The 19,778-nt window shown below is 28.9% G+C and carries 10 protein-coding genes; all 10 read right to left on the reverse strand.

The features are described 5' to 3' along the window. Window positions 1-34 precede the first annotated feature (34 nt). A complete protein-coding gene (locus tag OW729_RS12155) occupies window positions 35-295 on the reverse strand; it encodes a hypothetical protein (RefSeq protein WP_268061791.1) in 261 nt (86 codons plus the stop codon). 1,281 nt (window positions 296-1,576) lie between these two features. Continuing rightward, complete coding sequence (locus OW729_RS12160; RefSeq protein ID WP_268061792.1) at window positions 1,577-5,734, reverse strand: Ig-like domain-containing protein; 4,158 nt, start codon at window positions 5,732-5,734, stop codon at window positions 1,577-1,579. Between the two features lie 63 nt (window positions 5,735-5,797). After that, on the reverse strand, window positions 5,798-7,018 hold the full coding sequence (locus OW729_RS12165; protein WP_268061793.1) for a hypothetical protein: 1,221 nt from the start codon (window positions 7,016-7,018) through the stop codon (window positions 5,798-5,800). Window positions 7,019-7,745: 727 nt separating this feature from the next. Further along, window positions 7,746-9,719: a glycoside hydrolase family 10 protein gene (locus tag OW729_RS12170; RefSeq protein ID WP_268061794.1), complete on the reverse strand. Its 1,974-nt coding sequence runs from the start codon at window positions 9,717-9,719 to the stop codon at window positions 7,746-7,748. A gap of 222 nt (window positions 9,720-9,941) precedes the next feature. Continuing rightward, the gene (locus OW729_RS12175; protein WP_268061795.1) at window positions 9,942-10,433 is read right to left on the reverse strand and encodes a hypothetical protein; all 492 of its coding nucleotides are present in this window, start codon (window positions 10,431-10,433) and stop codon (window positions 9,942-9,944) included. A 114-nt stretch (window positions 10,434-10,547) separates the two neighbouring features. After that, window positions 10,548-11,249, reverse strand: a complete 702-nt coding sequence (locus OW729_RS12180) for a hypothetical protein (protein WP_268061796.1) — start codon at window positions 11,247-11,249, stop codon at window positions 10,548-10,550. Continuing rightward, the gene (locus OW729_RS12185) at window positions 11,239-12,099 is read right to left on the reverse strand and encodes an SLAP domain-containing protein (protein ID WP_268061797.1); all 861 of its coding nucleotides are present in this window, start codon (window positions 12,097-12,099) and stop codon (window positions 11,239-11,241) included. Before OW729_RS12185 ends, OW729_RS12180 begins: the two co-directional genes overlap by 11 nt. Before the next feature lie 322 nt (window positions 12,100-12,421). Continuing rightward, window positions 12,422-16,822, reverse strand: coding sequence for a DUF5050 domain-containing protein (locus OW729_RS12190; RefSeq protein WP_268061798.1), 4,401 nt, complete (start codon window positions 16,820-16,822; stop codon window positions 12,422-12,424). A gap of 302 nt (window positions 16,823-17,124) precedes the next feature. Continuing rightward, window positions 17,125-18,174 (reverse strand): hypothetical protein, encoded by a 1,050-nt coding sequence (locus tag OW729_RS12195; protein WP_268061799.1) that lies wholly within the window; start codon window positions 18,172-18,174, stop codon window positions 17,125-17,127. A gap of 111 nt (window positions 18,175-18,285) precedes the next feature. After that, complete coding sequence (locus OW729_RS12200) at window positions 18,286-19,743, reverse strand: MBOAT family O-acyltransferase (protein WP_268061826.1); 1,458 nt, start codon at window positions 19,741-19,743, stop codon at window positions 18,286-18,288. Between the last annotated feature and the right edge of the window lie 35 nt (window positions 19,744-19,778).

Raw genomic sequence — 19,778 nt, forward strand, 5'->3', positions numbered from 1 at the left:
CCAACTATTTAAAAATCAAAAGTTCATTTGTGTTTTATAAAATTACTTTATTTAAAATAACTTCTTGAGTTTTTCCACTTGATTTTTCAATTATAACAATAGTTACACTTGATGGTGATGTTTTATAGTCATCATAAAAGAATTTTTTAACACTATCGTCATACACTAATTCTGTTGATGTGTTCTTAATTTTTGCAGTGTAATTGTTATAATCTAGTCCATCATTTAACTTAACAGCTATATAGTAAGCTCCTGGTATCTTTGGTTCAACAAGCTCAGAATTAAGCTTGTCCACTACATTAAGTTCTTGATTTTCACCATTCCGTGTCTAACCTCATATAAATTTCACAAGGTTTTCGACCGGTCTACACCGTACGTGCGACTTTCACCGCATACGGCGTTCCATCGATAATAGGAAGTTTTGGGAAGTTAAAATAGTGTAAAATATTTATTTGTAAAATATTTACAAATAAAGTATAGCATAATGAAAACGTTTTTACAATATATGTAAATTAATTTTAAAATAATTTTTAGCGCAAAAAAAGAACTAACCATAATAAAATGATTAGTTCTTTTAGAAATGAATTATTAAGTTTTTCAACCAGTGATATGATCTGGTTATTTTATGAAGTTTGATTTGATTAGTTTTAAAATGAATTTTTGAAATGATTTAAAATATATATATCAGTTCTCAAATGTCTATTGTTTAATTCCGTTCATTTATTTAAATTAGGGAAGGATAACAGTACTTGCTATCCTATCCTCATTTATTATTACATTTACATCCGATGTCTAACCATTCTAATACTCCCGTCTTCTTTAAAGTGGGAGTAAAGAATGGCATGACCCTGGATAACGGTTTCTAATTTTCAGATGGAATAAAAATTCCACCTGAAACAAAGAACCCTGTTTATAACTTCCAATTTAACTTCATATTACCGACTAGGTTCCTTCGCTAACTCAGTTTTGTCCTTCCCTTATGTTACCATAAAGGTGTTTTAGAGCCTTCCCAAACTCTAATCTTCGGCTGAGTGTCATTGCTACTATGAACCCGCTGAGCCCGTATATAAGTCACTGGTGCTACTACACCTCTTTATATACAGCATCAAACGTTCCACTACATCTATCCCTATTTTTGACTACTTTAGGTGTCCACTGACGATAAATACTCAAGAAGTTTAACAGCCAATTATTCTTCTTGCAGTAGTGTATTTCACCACTACTGTCCTATACCAAGCTAACGGTTTATTTTATTTAACAGCATAGACATATTATTTACCGCTTTATGATGGATTAGTGGTTCTCACCATGATAGCCTTTTAAAGAACTCCGCATACGACTCTCACGTATTACGACTTCACCTGGCTTCAACAATGAATATTAGCAGAATCCATTATTGCAGGAGGATTAAGCACAAGGAGTAGCTGTTTCCTTGAATAGGAATTTCACCTATCTATTCAATGTAACAGTTAGAAAGTTTATATCACACGGAGAAAGGATTGTTAATCCTCTCTCCTGTAATTATTCTTTCCGACCTTTTCACATATTGCTTATAGGTCAACGTTTCGCACTTTTATTAGTTAGCTGCGTTTGTTCCATTTACAGCATCTAATGTTGTAAATCCAAGTAATGTTGCTCCTGTTGTTACATCTGATCCAGTTAAATCAACTTTTTCTGTTGCACCAGTATCTACTGAACTAATAACTAATTTATCTCCATTCAATGTTACTGTGAATTTACCACTTAAACTTGGTACTGCATTGATATCTTCTAAAAGTGTTGCTGCAAGAGTATCTTTTTTAGCTTTTGCATCATAAGCTGTTCCTAATGCTTTAACTTTAGTTAATGCAACATCTTCACCATTAAGAACTATTTTAGTAGCTGTGTCAAATGCAACATTTGATTTTAAATCAGCATCTGCTGTCTTAACTGCTTTTGTTGCTACTGTATAGTCAACTGTTACTGCTGTAGCATCGCTAAATTGTACTGCTTTCTTGCTTGCATCCACTTCTGCTACACCTATGTGTTTTCCGTTAGCAGCTGTAATTTCAGCTCCATTTGCTACTGCTGTCCATGTACTTAAATCATCTCCAACATTCGGTGTTGGCACTGCATTAGCATCATCTGAGATTTTGTATACAAATGTGTTTCCTGCTACACTTGGTGCTCCTAGTGTAATTACTGTATTGCCATCTTTTCCACTTCCAATTGCATCTGCAAAACTTACTCCATTTGCTAATATTGGTGCTGCTGTTACTGGTGCAGCAATTACTATTGATTTATCTTCTTGTGTACCATATGTGATTTTAATAACAGCATTACCTGCATTAGCATCTATTCCTGCTTCAGCTACTGCTGTTACATCTTTTGCTAATTTATTTTCTTCTTTAGCTTTAGTTATTGCTTCATTAGCTTTAGTTATTGTTGTATTTAGGTCAGTATCCCAAGTAAGACTTAATGCTGTAATTGCCTTTTTAGCATCAGCTATTTTTTGATTAGATTCATCTTTCTCTTCATTTTTCATATCTTCAGTTGCATCTGAACCAAGTATATTAGTCATCTCAGTTCCTGTTAACTTATCAAAATCTCCAACTTGAAGTTTCATATCTTCTGCTTTATTTTCATGTATATCTTCAAATGGAGCTTTTTGAAGTATTTCAAATCCGTCTCCTATATTAACTGAATCATTACCATCTTTAACTTCACTTAACATGATAACAACTTTGTTATTATAAGCTTTAATAGAATCTATCTTAGCATCACAGAAATCATCATCATTTAATTCAAATGTTGATCTTGATAAAGTTGTTCCATCAATCTCTTCTTCAAATGTTAATACTATAGCAGCATTTGTTCCTTTTTGCCAGTATTGTACTAATTCATCGTCATTTGTAGCTCTCTTACCATCTTTAAGACCTTGCTTAGCTGTATCAATAAGTATATTATTATCTACTATAGCAGGAGCTAATTTATCTTCTACATAAACTAATCCTTTTGCACCTATTTGTAAAGTCTCATCATAGTCATTCTTAGTAGATGTAACAGGTGTATTTCCAACTGTCTTATTAGGAACTGCAAAAATGTAAACTTTTTGTCCGTTTCCTGAGAATGTTCCATTATAGTTAAATATGTGATCAAAATCATCATCATCATATTTAGCATTGGCATGTTTCTTATCCATAGTTAATTTAACAGTTGTATTACCATCGTTTGTACCTTTTTTATGAGAAGCTATAGACAATTGTGTTACCTTACTTTCAGCATCTTTGTCATCTTTTACACCAGCGAATGAATCGGCAGCTTTTTGTGCAGTGTCTAAATCAGGAGCAGTTATAACTCTCATATCTTTAACATCAAAATCAACCTTATCTTCAAATCCAAAGAATATGTCTTCTGGTGATTGTATTTGTGGTTTAAAATCATCATCATCATCAAAGGCTATAGAACCCTCTTCACCTTTGCCTAAGAAATCAGTTTTATTAATTTTTATTGAGTAATTTCTTTCAGTTACATTCTTATTAGCATCTTCAACTCTATCAACTTGAAGATATAAAACTACATCATCATTATTAATCTTATCTGTTGATAAATCACCTAAATGATATTGTTTATCTTTTAATTCGTTTTTCTCTTTTTTACTTGGAAGAGTTATTTCTACAGCTTTATCATTTTTAGCTGATTTGATATCTGCTTTATACATATCTGACATATTTATAGATGATTTTCCATCAAATACGTCAGCTAGAACTTCTGTAATTATGTCATTACCATCTTTATCTTTTCCTGTTACTACTTTTTGTTTAGCAACTAATGTATATTTGCTTAGATCTTTAGCAGAATATCTACTACCATCCATTAGCATCTTGTTATCAAAGTCAACAACTACTTTTTGGCTACTACTTCCAGCTGAATATACTTTAACTTTTATATCTCCTTCAGCTACACCATCATTGTCTTTAACATCAAGATCTTTTGTAACTTTCTTAATAGCATTTCCTGCTTTATCTTCTATATTTTCTACAGTTAATTTATATTTTAAATCAGCATCTAAATCTTTAATTGTAGTTATGATGAATTCTTTTTCGCTAGTGCCATCTCTTTCAACTTTATCTATCTTCCATTCTTTACCGTCTGAATCCTTCAATGTATAATTTTTCTTCTTTGTAGCAGAACCATCATCTGTGTCTTTAGAACATTTAACTTTTTCAGAGAATTTTATTTTTATTTTGTTATTATAGTCTTCATGTTGTTCAACTTTTCTAACTTCTGGAGCTGTATTATCTACTTCTTTTTCAATTCTAGTAGAAATTTTTTCATTTTCTACTTCCCATCTACTTTCAATAGCTCCTGATTTTATATAAATATTAGTTGTTCCATTAGTAAAACTATCATCTTCAAAGTAAAGAGTTAATTCTTTACCATCAACTTTAACTAATTTAGCTCTGTTAGATGTTTTATCACTAGTATGATAGTAATTTTCTAAATCTTTAGCATTATCTATTTTGCTATTGTCCATATTCTTGAATTTAATATCTTTATCAAATATTAAAGTAACTTTTTCATAAGTAACTGAATTAATGTCTTCAGTATCAACATCTTTAAATCCTACTACTTGTGGAATTTTTTTATCTTCTTTAACTGTTGTTTCTTTATTTGGAGACATTGTTGCAAGACCTGCATAATCTGTTACTGAAGATTTAACTCTTACTTTTAATTTATCTCCATCTTTAAAATCAGTTCCAACTATGATATTAGCTTCTTTATTATTGTTAACAAGTTCAACCCTGCTTATTGATAAATCTCCATCATTGATTTCAAAGTCATCATCATCTAATATTGGTGCAATAGTGCTATCATCAGATATTTTATCAATATTGTTTGGTCTAATTGGTTCTGAGAATGTAACTTTGATTGTATCAACACCAACAGCTTCAACTTTTTCTACTTCAGGTAAATCTTTGTCTTCAAACACTAACTCTTTCCTATATTCTTCTCCAGTTACATCTTCATCTATTACTAAACTATATTTTTCACGGTTTTCTATTAAATACTTACCTTTACTATCTACTTTATCTGCGAATGTAAGAGTAGCTGATTTTTTGTTATCATCAAGTTTAATTTCTTTAATCATATCTGAATCTACTTCATCGCCATCTTTATCTTCTAAAGTATAGTTATCTACATCTTCTATATCTTTTTTAAGATCTGAATCAGTTACTGGGCTAGCAAATTCTATTTTTAATTGTTTAAGGTTAATAGCACTTACTGATGTAACTTTAACTTTGTCATCTTCTCCAGTGTTGTTGTTTTGATCTTCGTATTTGATTTCTCCGTCTTTAACAACAGCCTTTTTAACTGTAGGAACTTCTACAACTTTAGCTTCCTTAGATTCTGTGAATTCATCTAAGTTAAAGCCTTTTTCGTTTTCTAAATATTTATCGAAAACTGATTGAGCTGTAACATATCCATTTTTATCATCATGGTAAGCATATACAGATTTTGCTTCTGTTAATTTAGCTTGGAAATCTTCGAATAATGGTGCTTTAGTTCCTTCTGTAGAATCTAAGTAAGACTCCATTAATTCTGTTTTACTATATTGGTATACATCTCCACCAACTTTTACTGTGTATGCATCTACTGCTGCAAACGCTTGAGATGTCATTAATGCTGATGCAACTAATCCTGATATTGCTGATGTTGAAAGAACACTAACAACTTTTTTTTGTTTAGTCATAACTATTTTTACCTCCCTAATATTTGAGTTTAAGTTTTTATTTTATATTGCCTTTTATTTTAACTATTTAACTTCTACAGTGTAGTTTTCAGCTTTTCCAGCTTCTTCAGCTAATGTGCTTGCTACTACTTCTTTAAATGTTTTAGAAGTTTCATAGTATTTTAATTCTTTTCCTGATACTTTACTTACTACTTTAAAGTTTTCAGGTTTATCAGTATCTAAAGTAACTGCTACAGTTTTATTGAATTGATCAAATGCATCTGTAACTTTAACATCTTTTACTGCTGGAACATCAACTTTAGTGTTTACTATAGTGTAGTTTTCAGCTTTTGCAGCTTCTTCAGCTAATGTGCTTGCTACTACTTCTTTGAATGTTTTAGAAGTTTCATAGTATTTTAATTCTTTTCCTGATACTTTACTTACTACTTTGTAGTTTTCAGGATGATCTGTTCCTTCTAAAGTAACTACTACTGTTTTGTTGAATTGGTCAAATGCATCTTTGATTTCAACTTTAGCTGTTACTTCTTCTGTAGTCTTATCTTCAACTGTAACAACTTTTAACATCCATCCATCATAACCTTGTGTTTTAATAGCTTCTGATGGATTTGAAGTCATTCCCCAAACATCTACTAAATATTTTCCTGGTTTTGTGAATGTATAAGAAGTATCTGTAGCTGTTTCATAAGTTTTATCTATTGTCCAACCTTCTCTTCTTACTGGTGCTGATGGATCATAAATGTGTAATTTATATTGATATCCTTCTTTTCCAGATATAGTAACTTTTTCTCCTACTTTATAAGTATCTTTTATTCCTAAACCACTTAAGTCAGCTCTTTCTTTTAATGACTCTGCAGTTCCTATTGAGAAGTTTTTAACGTAATAAGTATCGTAAGATCCTGTTACATTCTTATTAGCGCCTTCTTTAACTTCTGCTCTTTTTACCCATATAGAAGCTTTATATTTTCCTGCTTCTAAGTTTTTAGCTACAGATGGTATATAAGGAACTTTAGCATTTACTGCTTCAGTATATCCATTAGTTAACTCTGTCCAAGCTCCTCCATCTTTTTGAACGAATATTCTGTATTGAACATCCCCTTCATAATTTGCTGCCTCTAATGCAAAAGTAAATGGTACATTATCAGTTGCAAGAGTGTGTTGTGGTGCTATATAAGTTATAGCAGGTAATGTTGTTTTAGCTTGATCAGCAAATGCTGGTTTCGCCATTCCTACTCCTGTTGCAACTATTGCAGCTGCTAGAAGTAAACTCATTTTTCTTTTAATCACTTTTGTTCCCTCCCATTTTGATATTTTATTTTTATAATTTTTAATTATTAACTTAATAAGTGAATAATTTATGTAAAATGGGGAAACATATAAATAGTGATACATGTTTCCTTCATGTTACAATTCAATAATTAATTTATATTGATATAATTTTTTATTAAGTAAACTAAAATTTATCATTATAACAAATTTATGATGTATTACCATGTTTACTATAATTATCATTATATAGGTTTTTGTCCTATTTATCAACAAAAAATCAATAATTCATCCATGGTAAATGTTAGAATAGGTTTCATTTTAATTGTCCAAGCATACACATAAGTAAAAATATTTTATATATATAACTATATAAAATTACCTTTTCATAAATTTTTCCTTATCGAATTGATTTTAAACTATTTCATTATAAAATGCAATAGACTATGGTATATTTTTTATATTTCCAGTATAATTTCCATATGTAGTTATATATAACTACATATCTATACTTGTCCATTTTATTATATATCATTTCCTTATGCTTTATTTCCTTATATTCTATTTTCGTAACTTTTAAAATATTCTTATGCCCTTTAGTGAATTTTTTTATAATTTATAAGAAAATATGTTTGGAATTTATTAAAAATTATTGTTTTAAATCAAATTTTTTCTTATTTTAAATGAATTTTTTTGTTATTAATACTATTTTTACTAGATATCTTTTGACTCAAAGCAGAATTTTACTCTAATCAATTTTATAGTTTACTCTATATGCAGGATATTCAAGCTTGTACCATTTTTCAACAGCAGTCTTATTTCCTAAATATTTTAATTTTGATGGGACATCATCTTTAGCTACATCTAAATTGTTTAATGTATTAAATAAAAATACTCCATCCGCTCCATTTTTATATGCTTCATATGCTCTATACAAATACTCTTCTTGAGATAAGTATCTGTTCATTATAAATTTTCCATTCTCTATATCATCTTCTGTTTCTGGAGTAGGATCTCCTCCTGATAAATTAGCAGAAATTCCTATATATAACTCTACATTTGTTCCTTTTACCATATCTACATATTTGTCTAAATTATAAAACTCTTCATAACTTATAACTGAAGGTACTATCCTGTCTACTAATCCTTCTTTAAACCAATTTTCCACATCAAGACCATAAGATTTATGATTTAAATATGGGATTCTTACAGTTATTTTTTTATTCGGAATTTCTTCTCTAACTTTTCTCATAAAATAATTCATTATACTTACTTTTTCTTCATATGTAGCTTCGCTTCCCATAACTTGTGGGTATCTACAAAAATCTAAAGTAATTCCACTCACATTACTTGGCTTAGAAGCTTCTTTTAGTACATTTAAAATATAATTTCTATATTTAGGATAATAATAACTTAGATTGGCTCCCTCATTTTGAAGACAATCTTCATATTCTTTATACATCGCTCCATTTAAAAATTTAGTAAATCCTTCACTATAAAAAGCATTCATTCTTAAACATGCATTAACTTTAAGGTTTAAATTTTTACTTTTATTTGCGATTATCTCTAAAGGAGATTTTCCAGAATCAAGTATATTTAGTATTTGATCTCTTGCCTTTTTATCTCCTTCTCTTACATCATACTCATATTTTTGAAAATCCTCAAAAGCCTTACCTGCATATAAGCTATTGTAATTCAATAAGCCTGTAGTTCCTAATGTCCAATTTAACTCTCCTACATTTGCTTTTGAAACTAAATTTACAGGAAATTCTGACAAACTAGATACATTTGGAAATCTTTCTAGAAAAAAATCTGTATATCCATCATCATCATACACAACTCTTGGATATTGTTTATTTTCATCTTTTTCATTATATATTTTAATTTGCTCTTCATTTAATGATACGATTTTTATATATGTTATATTAGCCTTTTTACCTTTAATGGGACTAATTGTTACAACTCCATCTTTAAAATCATCTGCAAACATAAAAGTTTCATTAATATTTGTTGCTCTATCTGTTTTACTATAATTTTTAAATACCCCTTCTTTGTTATTACAGCTTACTTTAAATTCTTCTGTATCACTAAGATATCCAATATAAACTCCTAACCACCCATCTAGTTTTGCTGGAAGTTTTAATTCTTTTGCTTCTTCCTTATTTTCTATAGCTACTCTTACATCTTTTAATTTATTATATTTAAAAATCTTTAAATTCCATCCACTATCATTTGCTGTTTTTTCCTCTGAACTTAAAAGTTTATCTATTCTATTGAATACATATTGTTTATCTTTTTCTGCTTTTATTTCATCTCCAGATTTTATGGTAATCATATCTTGAAAAGGATTCTTAGCTTTTATTGAGAATTTAAATTTTTTATTTGTCCCTAAATGTTTATTGCCTTCTTTTGAGTATATCTCTTTTCCTACATTTAAAGTATAACTTTCTCCTTCAACATATCCTCTTACTGGTGGCTTAACTAAAATAGTTTTTTTATCTTTTCCAAATTCAATTCTCACATCCACTTTTTCTGATTTTTCATTTAAAACTTTTATTGAGTTTACTGTTCTTTCATCATACCGTATTTCACTACTAAAAACTATTTTCCAGATTTTATCTTTATCTACTATAGGGTTATCTGCAGCTTTTGCTTCTACACCTAAAAGTAATAGTAACATAAACATAATCTTTGGAAGTCCCCGCTTCATAAATTTTTTCACTTTGTCATCCCCCACTACATTATTATATGAATTTTTTCAATATATGTAATTATATCAAATTTTTCTACTATTATATATATTATTCTACTTTTTTTGATAACCGCCCTAGATTTCTTGTTTTTAATCCTAATCACTATAAAAAAGCAGCTAATGAAAATTTAAATTTTCATTAGCTGCTTTTTTAGGTATCTAATCTATAACTAATACCTAACTAAACAATAGCTACTCTATGCTTATTACTTCTAAATCCTCTGATTCCTCTGGAGTAGATGATCCATCAGTTTTCATATCTTCATATACTGCTTTACCATCTGTTACTTTAAGATTTTTTACAGTTTCTGGTATACCAGTCATAGCTTTTGCTTCAGATGATTCTGTATAATCTCCAAGTGAAAAACCTTTTCCTTGTTCTTGAGCATTTAAAAATGCCTCACTTACAGTTTCAAAACTTACATATTTTTTTGTACTATCATGATAAGCATAAGTTCCACCAAATGATTGGATTTTACCTATAAATTCTTCATAGAAAGGTGCTTTTCCATACTCTGTGTAATCTAAAAAGCTATTTTTTAAGGTTTCTAAATCATATTGATATAAAACACCAGATTTAGAATCCTTTATTAGATAAGCATCTGTCTTTGCATATGTATTAACTGTTGAACCCATAGTAATAAGTCCAGCAACAGCTAAACAAGTTAATATTTTTTTCTTCATTAATATACCACCCTTTCATTCATATATTTATTTGTTTATTTCATTTATTACTTATAAACCTTACATTTACAATTTTAAAATAAATTTTAAACAGCAAATATTTTAAAGCACATTCTATTTATTTAAAACAACTTGAATACCTTTTTTAATAGCAGCTTCATCTGTTGTAGTTACTACTGTATGGAAAAACCCTTTAGTCTTAGCATATCTACACGCCTTTCCTAAAACTTTTACTGTATATTTTTCTGGAGTTTTAGTATTAAGAGTTACAACAACATGCCTGTCCATATTTGTAATAGCTGGTTCTATTCTTAAAGACATTGTTGGTAAAGTTGCATCACTTGGTTGTTTTATATTATCGTACACATTAGAGGTTGTAACATTTTTTCCTTTACTTATTACATTAATTTGTATATCTTTTCCTTTGTATTTTTCTTTAATACTTTTTAAATACTCTTCTACTACTTTATCAGCTTGTATTTTATTTACATCTTCATTTACCTTAATATTACTTATAACCTTATTCTTATCAACTTTAACTTCAGCACTTGCCATAGCCTTTTTTAGTCCATCTGTTATTTGTGAGTTTGCTTTATTATCAGCTGCTGCTTTAGATTTATCATTATTAGCTGGTTGAGATTTATTATTGTTTTTATCGTTTTTTAAACTTTCTTCTGTAACTTGTTTAGTGTTATCTTTTTTACCACCTTTGCCTGCAAAGAAAGTTGCAAAAGTACTTATTATCATAGTTAACGCAACTATAAAAATTATAATCTTAGCTGCTTTATTCTTTTTATTTGTGTTATTATTTTTCATGTCCCACTTCATCTCCTGCAGAAATATTTTTGTTTAATCTAAAATCTACTCTCCACTCATTTAATCTTATGTCTTCTCTTATTAATTCATCTTTTGAAAAAGTAAATGAGTATATTCTAGCTTTAAAAGGACTAACCTTTACATCTTTTAAATAAAATATACCTGAGGCAACTAAATTTTCTTTTGAATCATAAATTGATAGAGGTATTCTCTCCACATCTATACCATTAGCTCTGCCATTTCTTATTACTACCTCAACAGCAATCCCATCATCTTTTGTTTTTTCTACCTTATATGCAGTCATAGAAACTTGCCCTAACCTTAGTAAAGGAAGACTTTGAAGGAATTTTTCGTACTTTCTTCTATGTTCTCCCTTAATTCCTAGTGGAAGATTTTCAAAAGTAACATTAATTGTTCTTTCTGCTTTTAATCTAGTATCGAAAATAATTCTTAAATCTTTAAGATCATTTTCTCCAAGTTTAATATCTTCCTTATCAAAATATACTTTCCATGGTCTTACTGTCCTTGGAGGAATTTGTCCCATTTCTCTTAAATCAAATATTTTACTTCCTAGAACTTCTTCTTTTTTATTTACCACCTTAAAAGGAATTTTCTCTAAGTTCACTGGTTTTGGTAATCCGTTTCTTATAAAAACACTTACCTCATACTTGTCTCCTAAATCAAATATAAAATCTGTATTTACATCAACCTCGCCCTCTTTTATAGGTGGAAGTGCTTCTGCTTCTTCAACTAAACATTCTTTTTGAAATTTGGAAATTCTATCTTCCATAGATGGATGAATTGAGATTTCTGTATCTACTATTTTGCCTTGTTTTGAATTATCCTTCATGATATTTTCCCTCCGCATTTATTAAGTTAGCCAATTTCTAATAATGTACATCATAAGTATATCATATTTGATATACATTTAATAATACTTTTTCTGTAATCCACTTCCTATTTTTACAACCTATATGTGAAATCTTAAATATTTATTATATCAATAATTACTTAATAATACGTTTGTTTCCATATAAATTCCCAATAAATCAAATATAAAAAGCTAAGGACAATTTAAAATATCCATTAGCTTTTTATATTTATCAGTTTTACTTGAAGATTATTTTAACAAAATGTTAATTTTTACATTCTACCAAAACTTCATATTAGCTTTACTTTATTGTAACTTCTTTTCCATCAGATAAGGAGTATATATCATTGCCTTCTATATTCTTACCTTCTGCTAATATAAATACCTTATAAACTTGGTCTACTACTAATGATTCACCATTAACATCTTTGGTAGTAGCATCAGCTATGTTTATTTCTTGAGAATATAATCCCGCCCCTGTCTTATTAACATCTATGCCTTGTTTTGCATTAGCTTCTTCTGGAGTAATTCCTTTATAATTTTCATCTTTCTTTACAAAAACTATTTTGTACTTAGTTGCTCTTTCTTCTTCTTCAGAACCATTAAAGTCTATAAATATCTTTCCATCTGCTCCATCTGCTTTTCTTAAATAAGGTTTCAACTTTATTCCTTTAACTAATACTCTAAATTGTTTTTGTTTAGATACCCCTTCCTTAGTAACTTTGGCCGTTAAAGTAACTACAGAATCTTTGTCAACCATTCTATTAACCTTGCCAACTTCACCCGAAATATTTATAACACTAGAATCAGAAGTTTGCCATTCAATTCTAACTAGTCTATCAAATCTTCCTTGAGATACAAGTTTTAAATTTTCTATAATATTTTCTTTATCTACTACTTCTTTTCCATCCATATCCATTAAATATAAGCCATTCGTTTCTGCTTCAACTATTTCTCCTACTGAAGAAGATGGTGGTACAATACCAACTTGTAATAGAGTTTTTCTAAGCTCTGCTGTCATCATATCAATACTTCTTTGTGTTAAATTCTCATAATCATCTAAAGTATCTTTAGCTTTTCTTAATGTTACCTCTAATTGAGCCTGTTGCGTTTCAGTTAAATCATGTTGTCTAATATGGTTGTCTGCAGTTTCAACTAAAGCATTTAAATTATCTATATTTACATATATAGTTAAGTCAATAGGTTCAGCTATGTTTCCAGCTTCATCCACAGCAACTATTCTATAGTTAGGTACTACATTATTCTTTCCAGCTTTTAATCCAGAAAAATCAAGATAATTGTAGTTACCTCCTACAAACTTCTTAACTTTACCTGTTTTTAATTTAACAGCATTTTCCAAATTCTCTTTACTACCATAATCATCTTCATGTCTTACTATATATAAATCAGCATTTTCTTTGACTTTTATTCCTAACCTATCTTCTGGATGAAGTATAGTAACTAATCTTTCTTTATCTACAATTACTGGCGGTTGATTATCAACTGTAACCATATTAGCTGATATAGGTGATGCTCCTACATTATTAACTGCAATTAATCTGTAAGTTTTATCTTGATAACTTGGATTTCTTGGATCGTCTCCTCTTGGAGTTGTGATTATTTTACTAGTACCATCTCCTGTTAAGAAAGTAGCCTCTCCATCTGCAAAACTAGGCCATGGTCTTGAAGCCTTGTCTTCTTCTGTATACCCTACAACTCTGTCCACTTTATCTGATGGTATTAACCAAACAGTCTCTCCTGGAGCTGGTGCTTTATCTAAAGTGATTACTCCCATACTATTAACTTTTTGCGCTTTTATACTTGGTTGATTTGGTAATACTTCTTCCTTTACATCTATTGTAGCTGGTTTACTAGATACATATCCTATAACATCTGGACGTTTTCCTCTAGCATCTTCTCCACCAGTTGTAGTATACTCCCCTGCTACAAAAATATCATATTTTCCACCTTTAAGCTGGTTTTGCTTACTATCGTTATCTTGTCCTCTTGAACCTTGCCAAGTGGACCTTCCTGAAGATATACTATCAAAATTTTTAATACCATTTGTAGTATTTTTAGTGCTTAAGTCAAGTTTATTTCTTGATGGAAGTATAAATATATCATAATCTCTAGAATTTAAATCAGATACTGACTCCCAATCACAAATCTTAAAGTCCCTTCCATCAACTCCATATTGCTTTCCACTTATCTTCTTACCAAGCCCAATGTCATCAACATCTTTTACTTCTCTTATCAAAGGAATAGTTGTAAGCTTAACCTTCGTACGTCTACTTTCAGACTTGTCTTTTCTTATAACACTAATCCATACATTTTTGTCTGGGAAAGTATCTAAGTCAAGCCTTTGTAAAACAGCTTTATTATATTTCCCATCATTTACAACTGTAGCTTTTGATAATGATCTAGTAGAATCTTCACTGTCATATACATTAACTATATCCCCTACGATTAACTTTTTAGGAACAGATAATCTATCGTTACTAGCTATATTCTTAATTTCAATTATGTCATTTGACTTATCTGGGTTGTTGTATATTGTTATGGTATTAGTTTCATTAAGCATTTCAGATGGAATTTCAAGTTCTAATTTAACTTTTCTATTGTATCCAATTATGTCTCCTGTATAAACTCTAATTCCATTTTTTACAGTTACTTTATCTCTATCCCAAGTAACAGAAAATTGATTCATAGTATTATCATCTTTAATTCCAGGAACTTTTTTAGGAAGATATTTATTTTCTATATCTGAAAGTTTCATATCTACATCATAATATGGAACAGTTACTTTTAAATCATCCATTTGAATTATTTTGTTATCACCGGACCCTTTAGTAACTAATTCGCCTTTTATTTTCCCATCAGCATCAATAGGAAGTCTATATAATTTTCCACTTGATGTGTAATAAATATAATCTGCTACAATATTAATATATCCTACAGTTTCATTGGTAAGTTTTAATTTTTCTCCACTTCCATCAGTTCTTACTCTATACAACTTTCCACCATCAAGATAGTTACTATAGTATATCCAACTTCCTACTACATTTAAGTGAAATCCCTTATCAAACTCTCTTGTTTGTCCTTGAATAGGAATTATCTCTCCACTTCCATCTTTTTTAACTTTACTTAAAACCCCTGTGCTTGATGTATAGTATATCCAATCTCCAACAACTTGTATTGAATCTGCCCATTGTTCACTTAATTTAGAAACATAACTACCTTCTAAATTAGTAACATAAGGTGTATGTTTATCAGTTTTATCTGTATAATAAATCCAACTTCCTAATACATTTATATAAGCAACTTCGTGGTTAAGAGCAGAATTTACTTGACGTCTATCCTTACCATTAGGCCTAATCTTATATAATTTTCCTCCATCTGAATGATTAGAATAGTATATCCAATCTCCTGAAACTGTAGTATAAGCTGCCATATCATCAGCTAGTTTTTGTTTCCCTGTGCCATCTGTTTTTATTCTATATAATTTTCCTTTATCAGAGTAATTTGAGTAATAAACCCACTCATCAAGTACATTTATATACTGAGCATTATCATAAGCAATAGCATTATTAAACATACCATTAGTATCTAATTTATATAGACTGTTTTTGTCTCCTGTATTATTGTAGAATAAATATCCATCATTATCTTCTGCAGCATATCCATTATTATTTATATTACCTGTTGTATTTCCTTTATTGCTATCTGTAATTATCTTAAGAGTTTTATATCCACTATTACTAAAGGATACAAGTAATCTTCCTGTAGCTACTATGTTTTTGTTAGAATTTAAAATATATATTTTTTCACTCATATTCGCAGATGTAAATACAAAAGTTTCCCCTATTTTTTTCATATCGTTACTAGAACTTAATTTAAAGTATGTAGCATCATCAACGCCTCTAACCTTGTTTACTTTAACAGTTACAACTTTCGCATTTGAATTTGCGGTTATATTAACATCTACTCCTGGAGTAAGTAGTTCATATTCTGAGTTCTTATAACTCCATTCATATATAGCCTTATCTCCATTTTCATTAATATATGTCATTGTATCATAACGCCTATTTACATCCTTACTTTTCAACTCTTCGTCTTTAAATATATCTTTAATTTTTTGTTCTGTTGGGCTATAACAATAATAAATATAATACTCTTCATTTATTATTTCATTTCTAAGTTTTGCATTTTGAGCTAAATAGTCTATAGAATAAGCAATATCCCCTACAATAATTAACCCTTCTTCACAAGGTAATCCTGCAAACACATTCTTTGTATTGAAATAGACTTTTACAGGCTTTCTTATCTTTCTACCATTTTTAGATTTAACATCACCTTTTATTATCATATGGTATTTTTCACCTTGTTTAAGGCTTGAATAAGGCTTAACCAGTACAGTCTTTTTTTGCTTATCATCCTTGTCCAAAGAAATATCTGCACTTACACTATTTCCTTTTTCATCTTCAATTATTATATTTGTGCTATTTATACTTCCTGAGTCTAACTCTTTATTGAATTTTATCTTCCATGATTTCCTCTCTTCTACAGGAATTTTGCTATATCTAACCTCATACTTACTGTCATCATCTTTATCTTTAGTAACTCCTAAACTAACATTAGGAATCCACATAAGGGTGGCTAAAACAGCTAACGCCGCAGCTCCCTTCCTATAACTCTCTTTCAAAACTCTTCCCCCCATTTGATTTTTCATCACCTTAATTATTAATCTTGGTTTGTCAATGTCTAACCATTCTAATACTATCTTCGTAATAATATAAAAAAATGTTATACTTAAATTTGTTATTTATACTATTTTATTTATATTCAGTTCATTTTTTCTATTGAATACATTCATTATAATTTATATCATATTGTATGTCCACCACTACAAAACCTGCTAACAATTCAAGACAAACCTTAATATTTTCAAAATCATGTGTACTCAATAATTTATTAAACTGTATCTTAAAAAGCTTATAAAGCCATTTAACCATTGAATATTTTTTTCACAGCTGAAGTTTTTATGTGCATTCCATCATAAAAATCATCTTCAGTACACCCTATAGTAACAGGATCATAAGAACCATATACTTTAATTTTCTTGCTTTCTGCAAATTGTATAAAATATTTTTCTACTTTATCTACAATTCTATATTCAGAAGAATTCATTAATTGTTTATAAACATAGGGATGATATGGTGATAAGAAAAATTCTATTTCAACCCCATCTCTCTGGATTAAATTTATAAATTTTTCAAATTGTTTTTTATAAGAATCATCTATTTTATCAAAATTTCCAAGGCAATATATTGGTTTTTCAGATACATAATTTATTGAAAGCTTTTTGGCTTCTTGTACTGTTCTATTTCTAATTTCTTCATTATACACTAAACTTCCATCTGATCTTTTCATGTTTGTCTTAGAATAATTTTTATCCGTTGAACTATATGTCACATTACTAGCTTTAGTAATACTATCTAGTGCGCTTTGAAAATAGGATAATGATACTAATTCTAAATATTTTTCATCTAATTTTTTGTTAGTTTTATCCTGAATTCCTATTTCATTTTGAATATAAAAGTAGCTATTATTTATAGATTTCCACCTGTTTTGATTGTTATTTTTGTTTAATATCCATGGATCAAGACCTATTATAATTCTTTTAGGTATATGATTCTTCTCTCTATATATTCCGTATACAGCCATTATATCTTCGAGGGCAGCTCCCGATACACTACTATTAAACATATTTTTTTCTTTTAAAATATCTGAATCTATTTGCATACTTCTACTCGAACCCAGAACTACTAAATTTTTAGAATCACTGATTTTATCTACATAAAATTTTTGAAGTAATCTTTCATCATAATTAGTTAAATTCTCAACATTCTTATTTTTGATTAATAATTCAGCAATCCCTTTTTCATAAACACCATGTTTATAAAATATATTGCCAGGATCAATAAAATAATTTGTACAAATTAATATTACTAGTATAGGCAATAAGAAAAATAGTTTTTTTATAAATTTCCTCATAAATACACCTCGTTTTCCAATTGAAGAAATTGCACAATTTAAAATTAAAAATAAAAGCCCAGTATTGAATTATGTAATCATACAATTGGATCAAACCTAAAATATTGTTTTTTAGAATTGGAAATAGATAAATTGTGATTGTTCAAAAACTCCGAAAATCATTATAGTTAGTATCAATGCGTAGTAGAAAGTCCATCTAATTAACGCCGGTTTTTCTCTAATAAACTTTATAAGACTTTGCCTTTCTTCAATTAAATGAGCTATTTCCATAACTACTATAGCAATTACTCCAACAATAAATGAAACTTTATCTAACCCTAGATTTAAAAGAATGTTTTTTAGCCCTTGTACATCACCTAAACCATTAAATAAATTCTTAATAATATATAAAGCATCTGAGATTGAATTCGCTCTAAAGAAAATCCATGCAAAATCTACTAATATAAATGTAATTAAAACTTTAATTAATTTATAAATTTTAGGAATTTTTTCAAGACCTATGCCTTCTGCAAGTTTTTCTCTAGTGCTTTTAGTAATAGAACCTATTATTAAATATACTCCATGAAGTCCTCCCCAAACTACAAATGTCCAGCTAGCTCCATGCCATAATCCACTAACTAAAAAAGTAATTAAGTTATTTAAAAAATATCTTCCTTTACTAACCCTATTTCCTCCTAGTGGTATATATAAATAGTCTCTAAACCAAGTGGATAAAGATATATGCCATCTTCTCCAAAACTCACTTATAGATTTTGAAAAATACGGTCTTTTGAAATTTTCCATAAGTTCAAACCCTATAACTTTAGCTGAACCTACTGCAATATCAGAGTATCCTGAAAAATCACAATAAATTTGGAAAGCAAAAAATATAGAAGCAACTATTAAAGGTACTCCTTTATATGAACTTGGGTTATTATAAACAGTATTTACTAAAATAGCTAATCTATCAGCTATTACTACTTTTTTAAAATATCCCATTCCCATAAGTTTTAGGCCATCTGTAACTCTCTTATAATCGAATTTATGTTTTTCATAAAATTGAGGTAATAATCTATCCGACCTTTCTATAGGTCCTGCTACTAATTGAGGAAAGAATGAAACATAAAGAGCAAAAATCCCAAAATGTTTTTCTGCTTTTTTAGTTCCTCTATATACATCTATAGAATAACTTAAACTTTGAAATGTATAAAACGATATTCCAACAGGAAGTAGCAACTTAAAACTAGGCACTGTATAGTTTAAATTAAAATGAGTAAACACTTGTCTAAAAGAATCATTAAAGAAGTTAAAATACTTAAATAAAAACAAAATTGCAATATTCGATAAGATACTAAAATTTAAATATATTTTCTTCTTTTTTGTATTCTGAGTGCCTTCTATCCATATACCTGATAGATAAGATATTAAAGTAGTAGTAAGTATTAGAACTATATATTTAGGATTCCAACACATATAAAAATAGTAACTAGCCCCAAGCAAAAGTATCCATCTATATCTATGTGAAATAATAAAATATATAAATACTACTATTGGAAAAAATATAATAAATTTAAAAGAATTAAATAACATAACTGCACCACCTTGTAACTTAAATCCATAAATAT

The sequence above is a fragment of the Clostridium brassicae genome (genome assembly GCF_026738875.1).
In the GTDB taxonomy this organism is placed as follows: domain Bacteria; phylum Bacillota; class Clostridia; order Clostridiales; family Clostridiaceae; genus Clostridium_H; species Clostridium_H brassicae.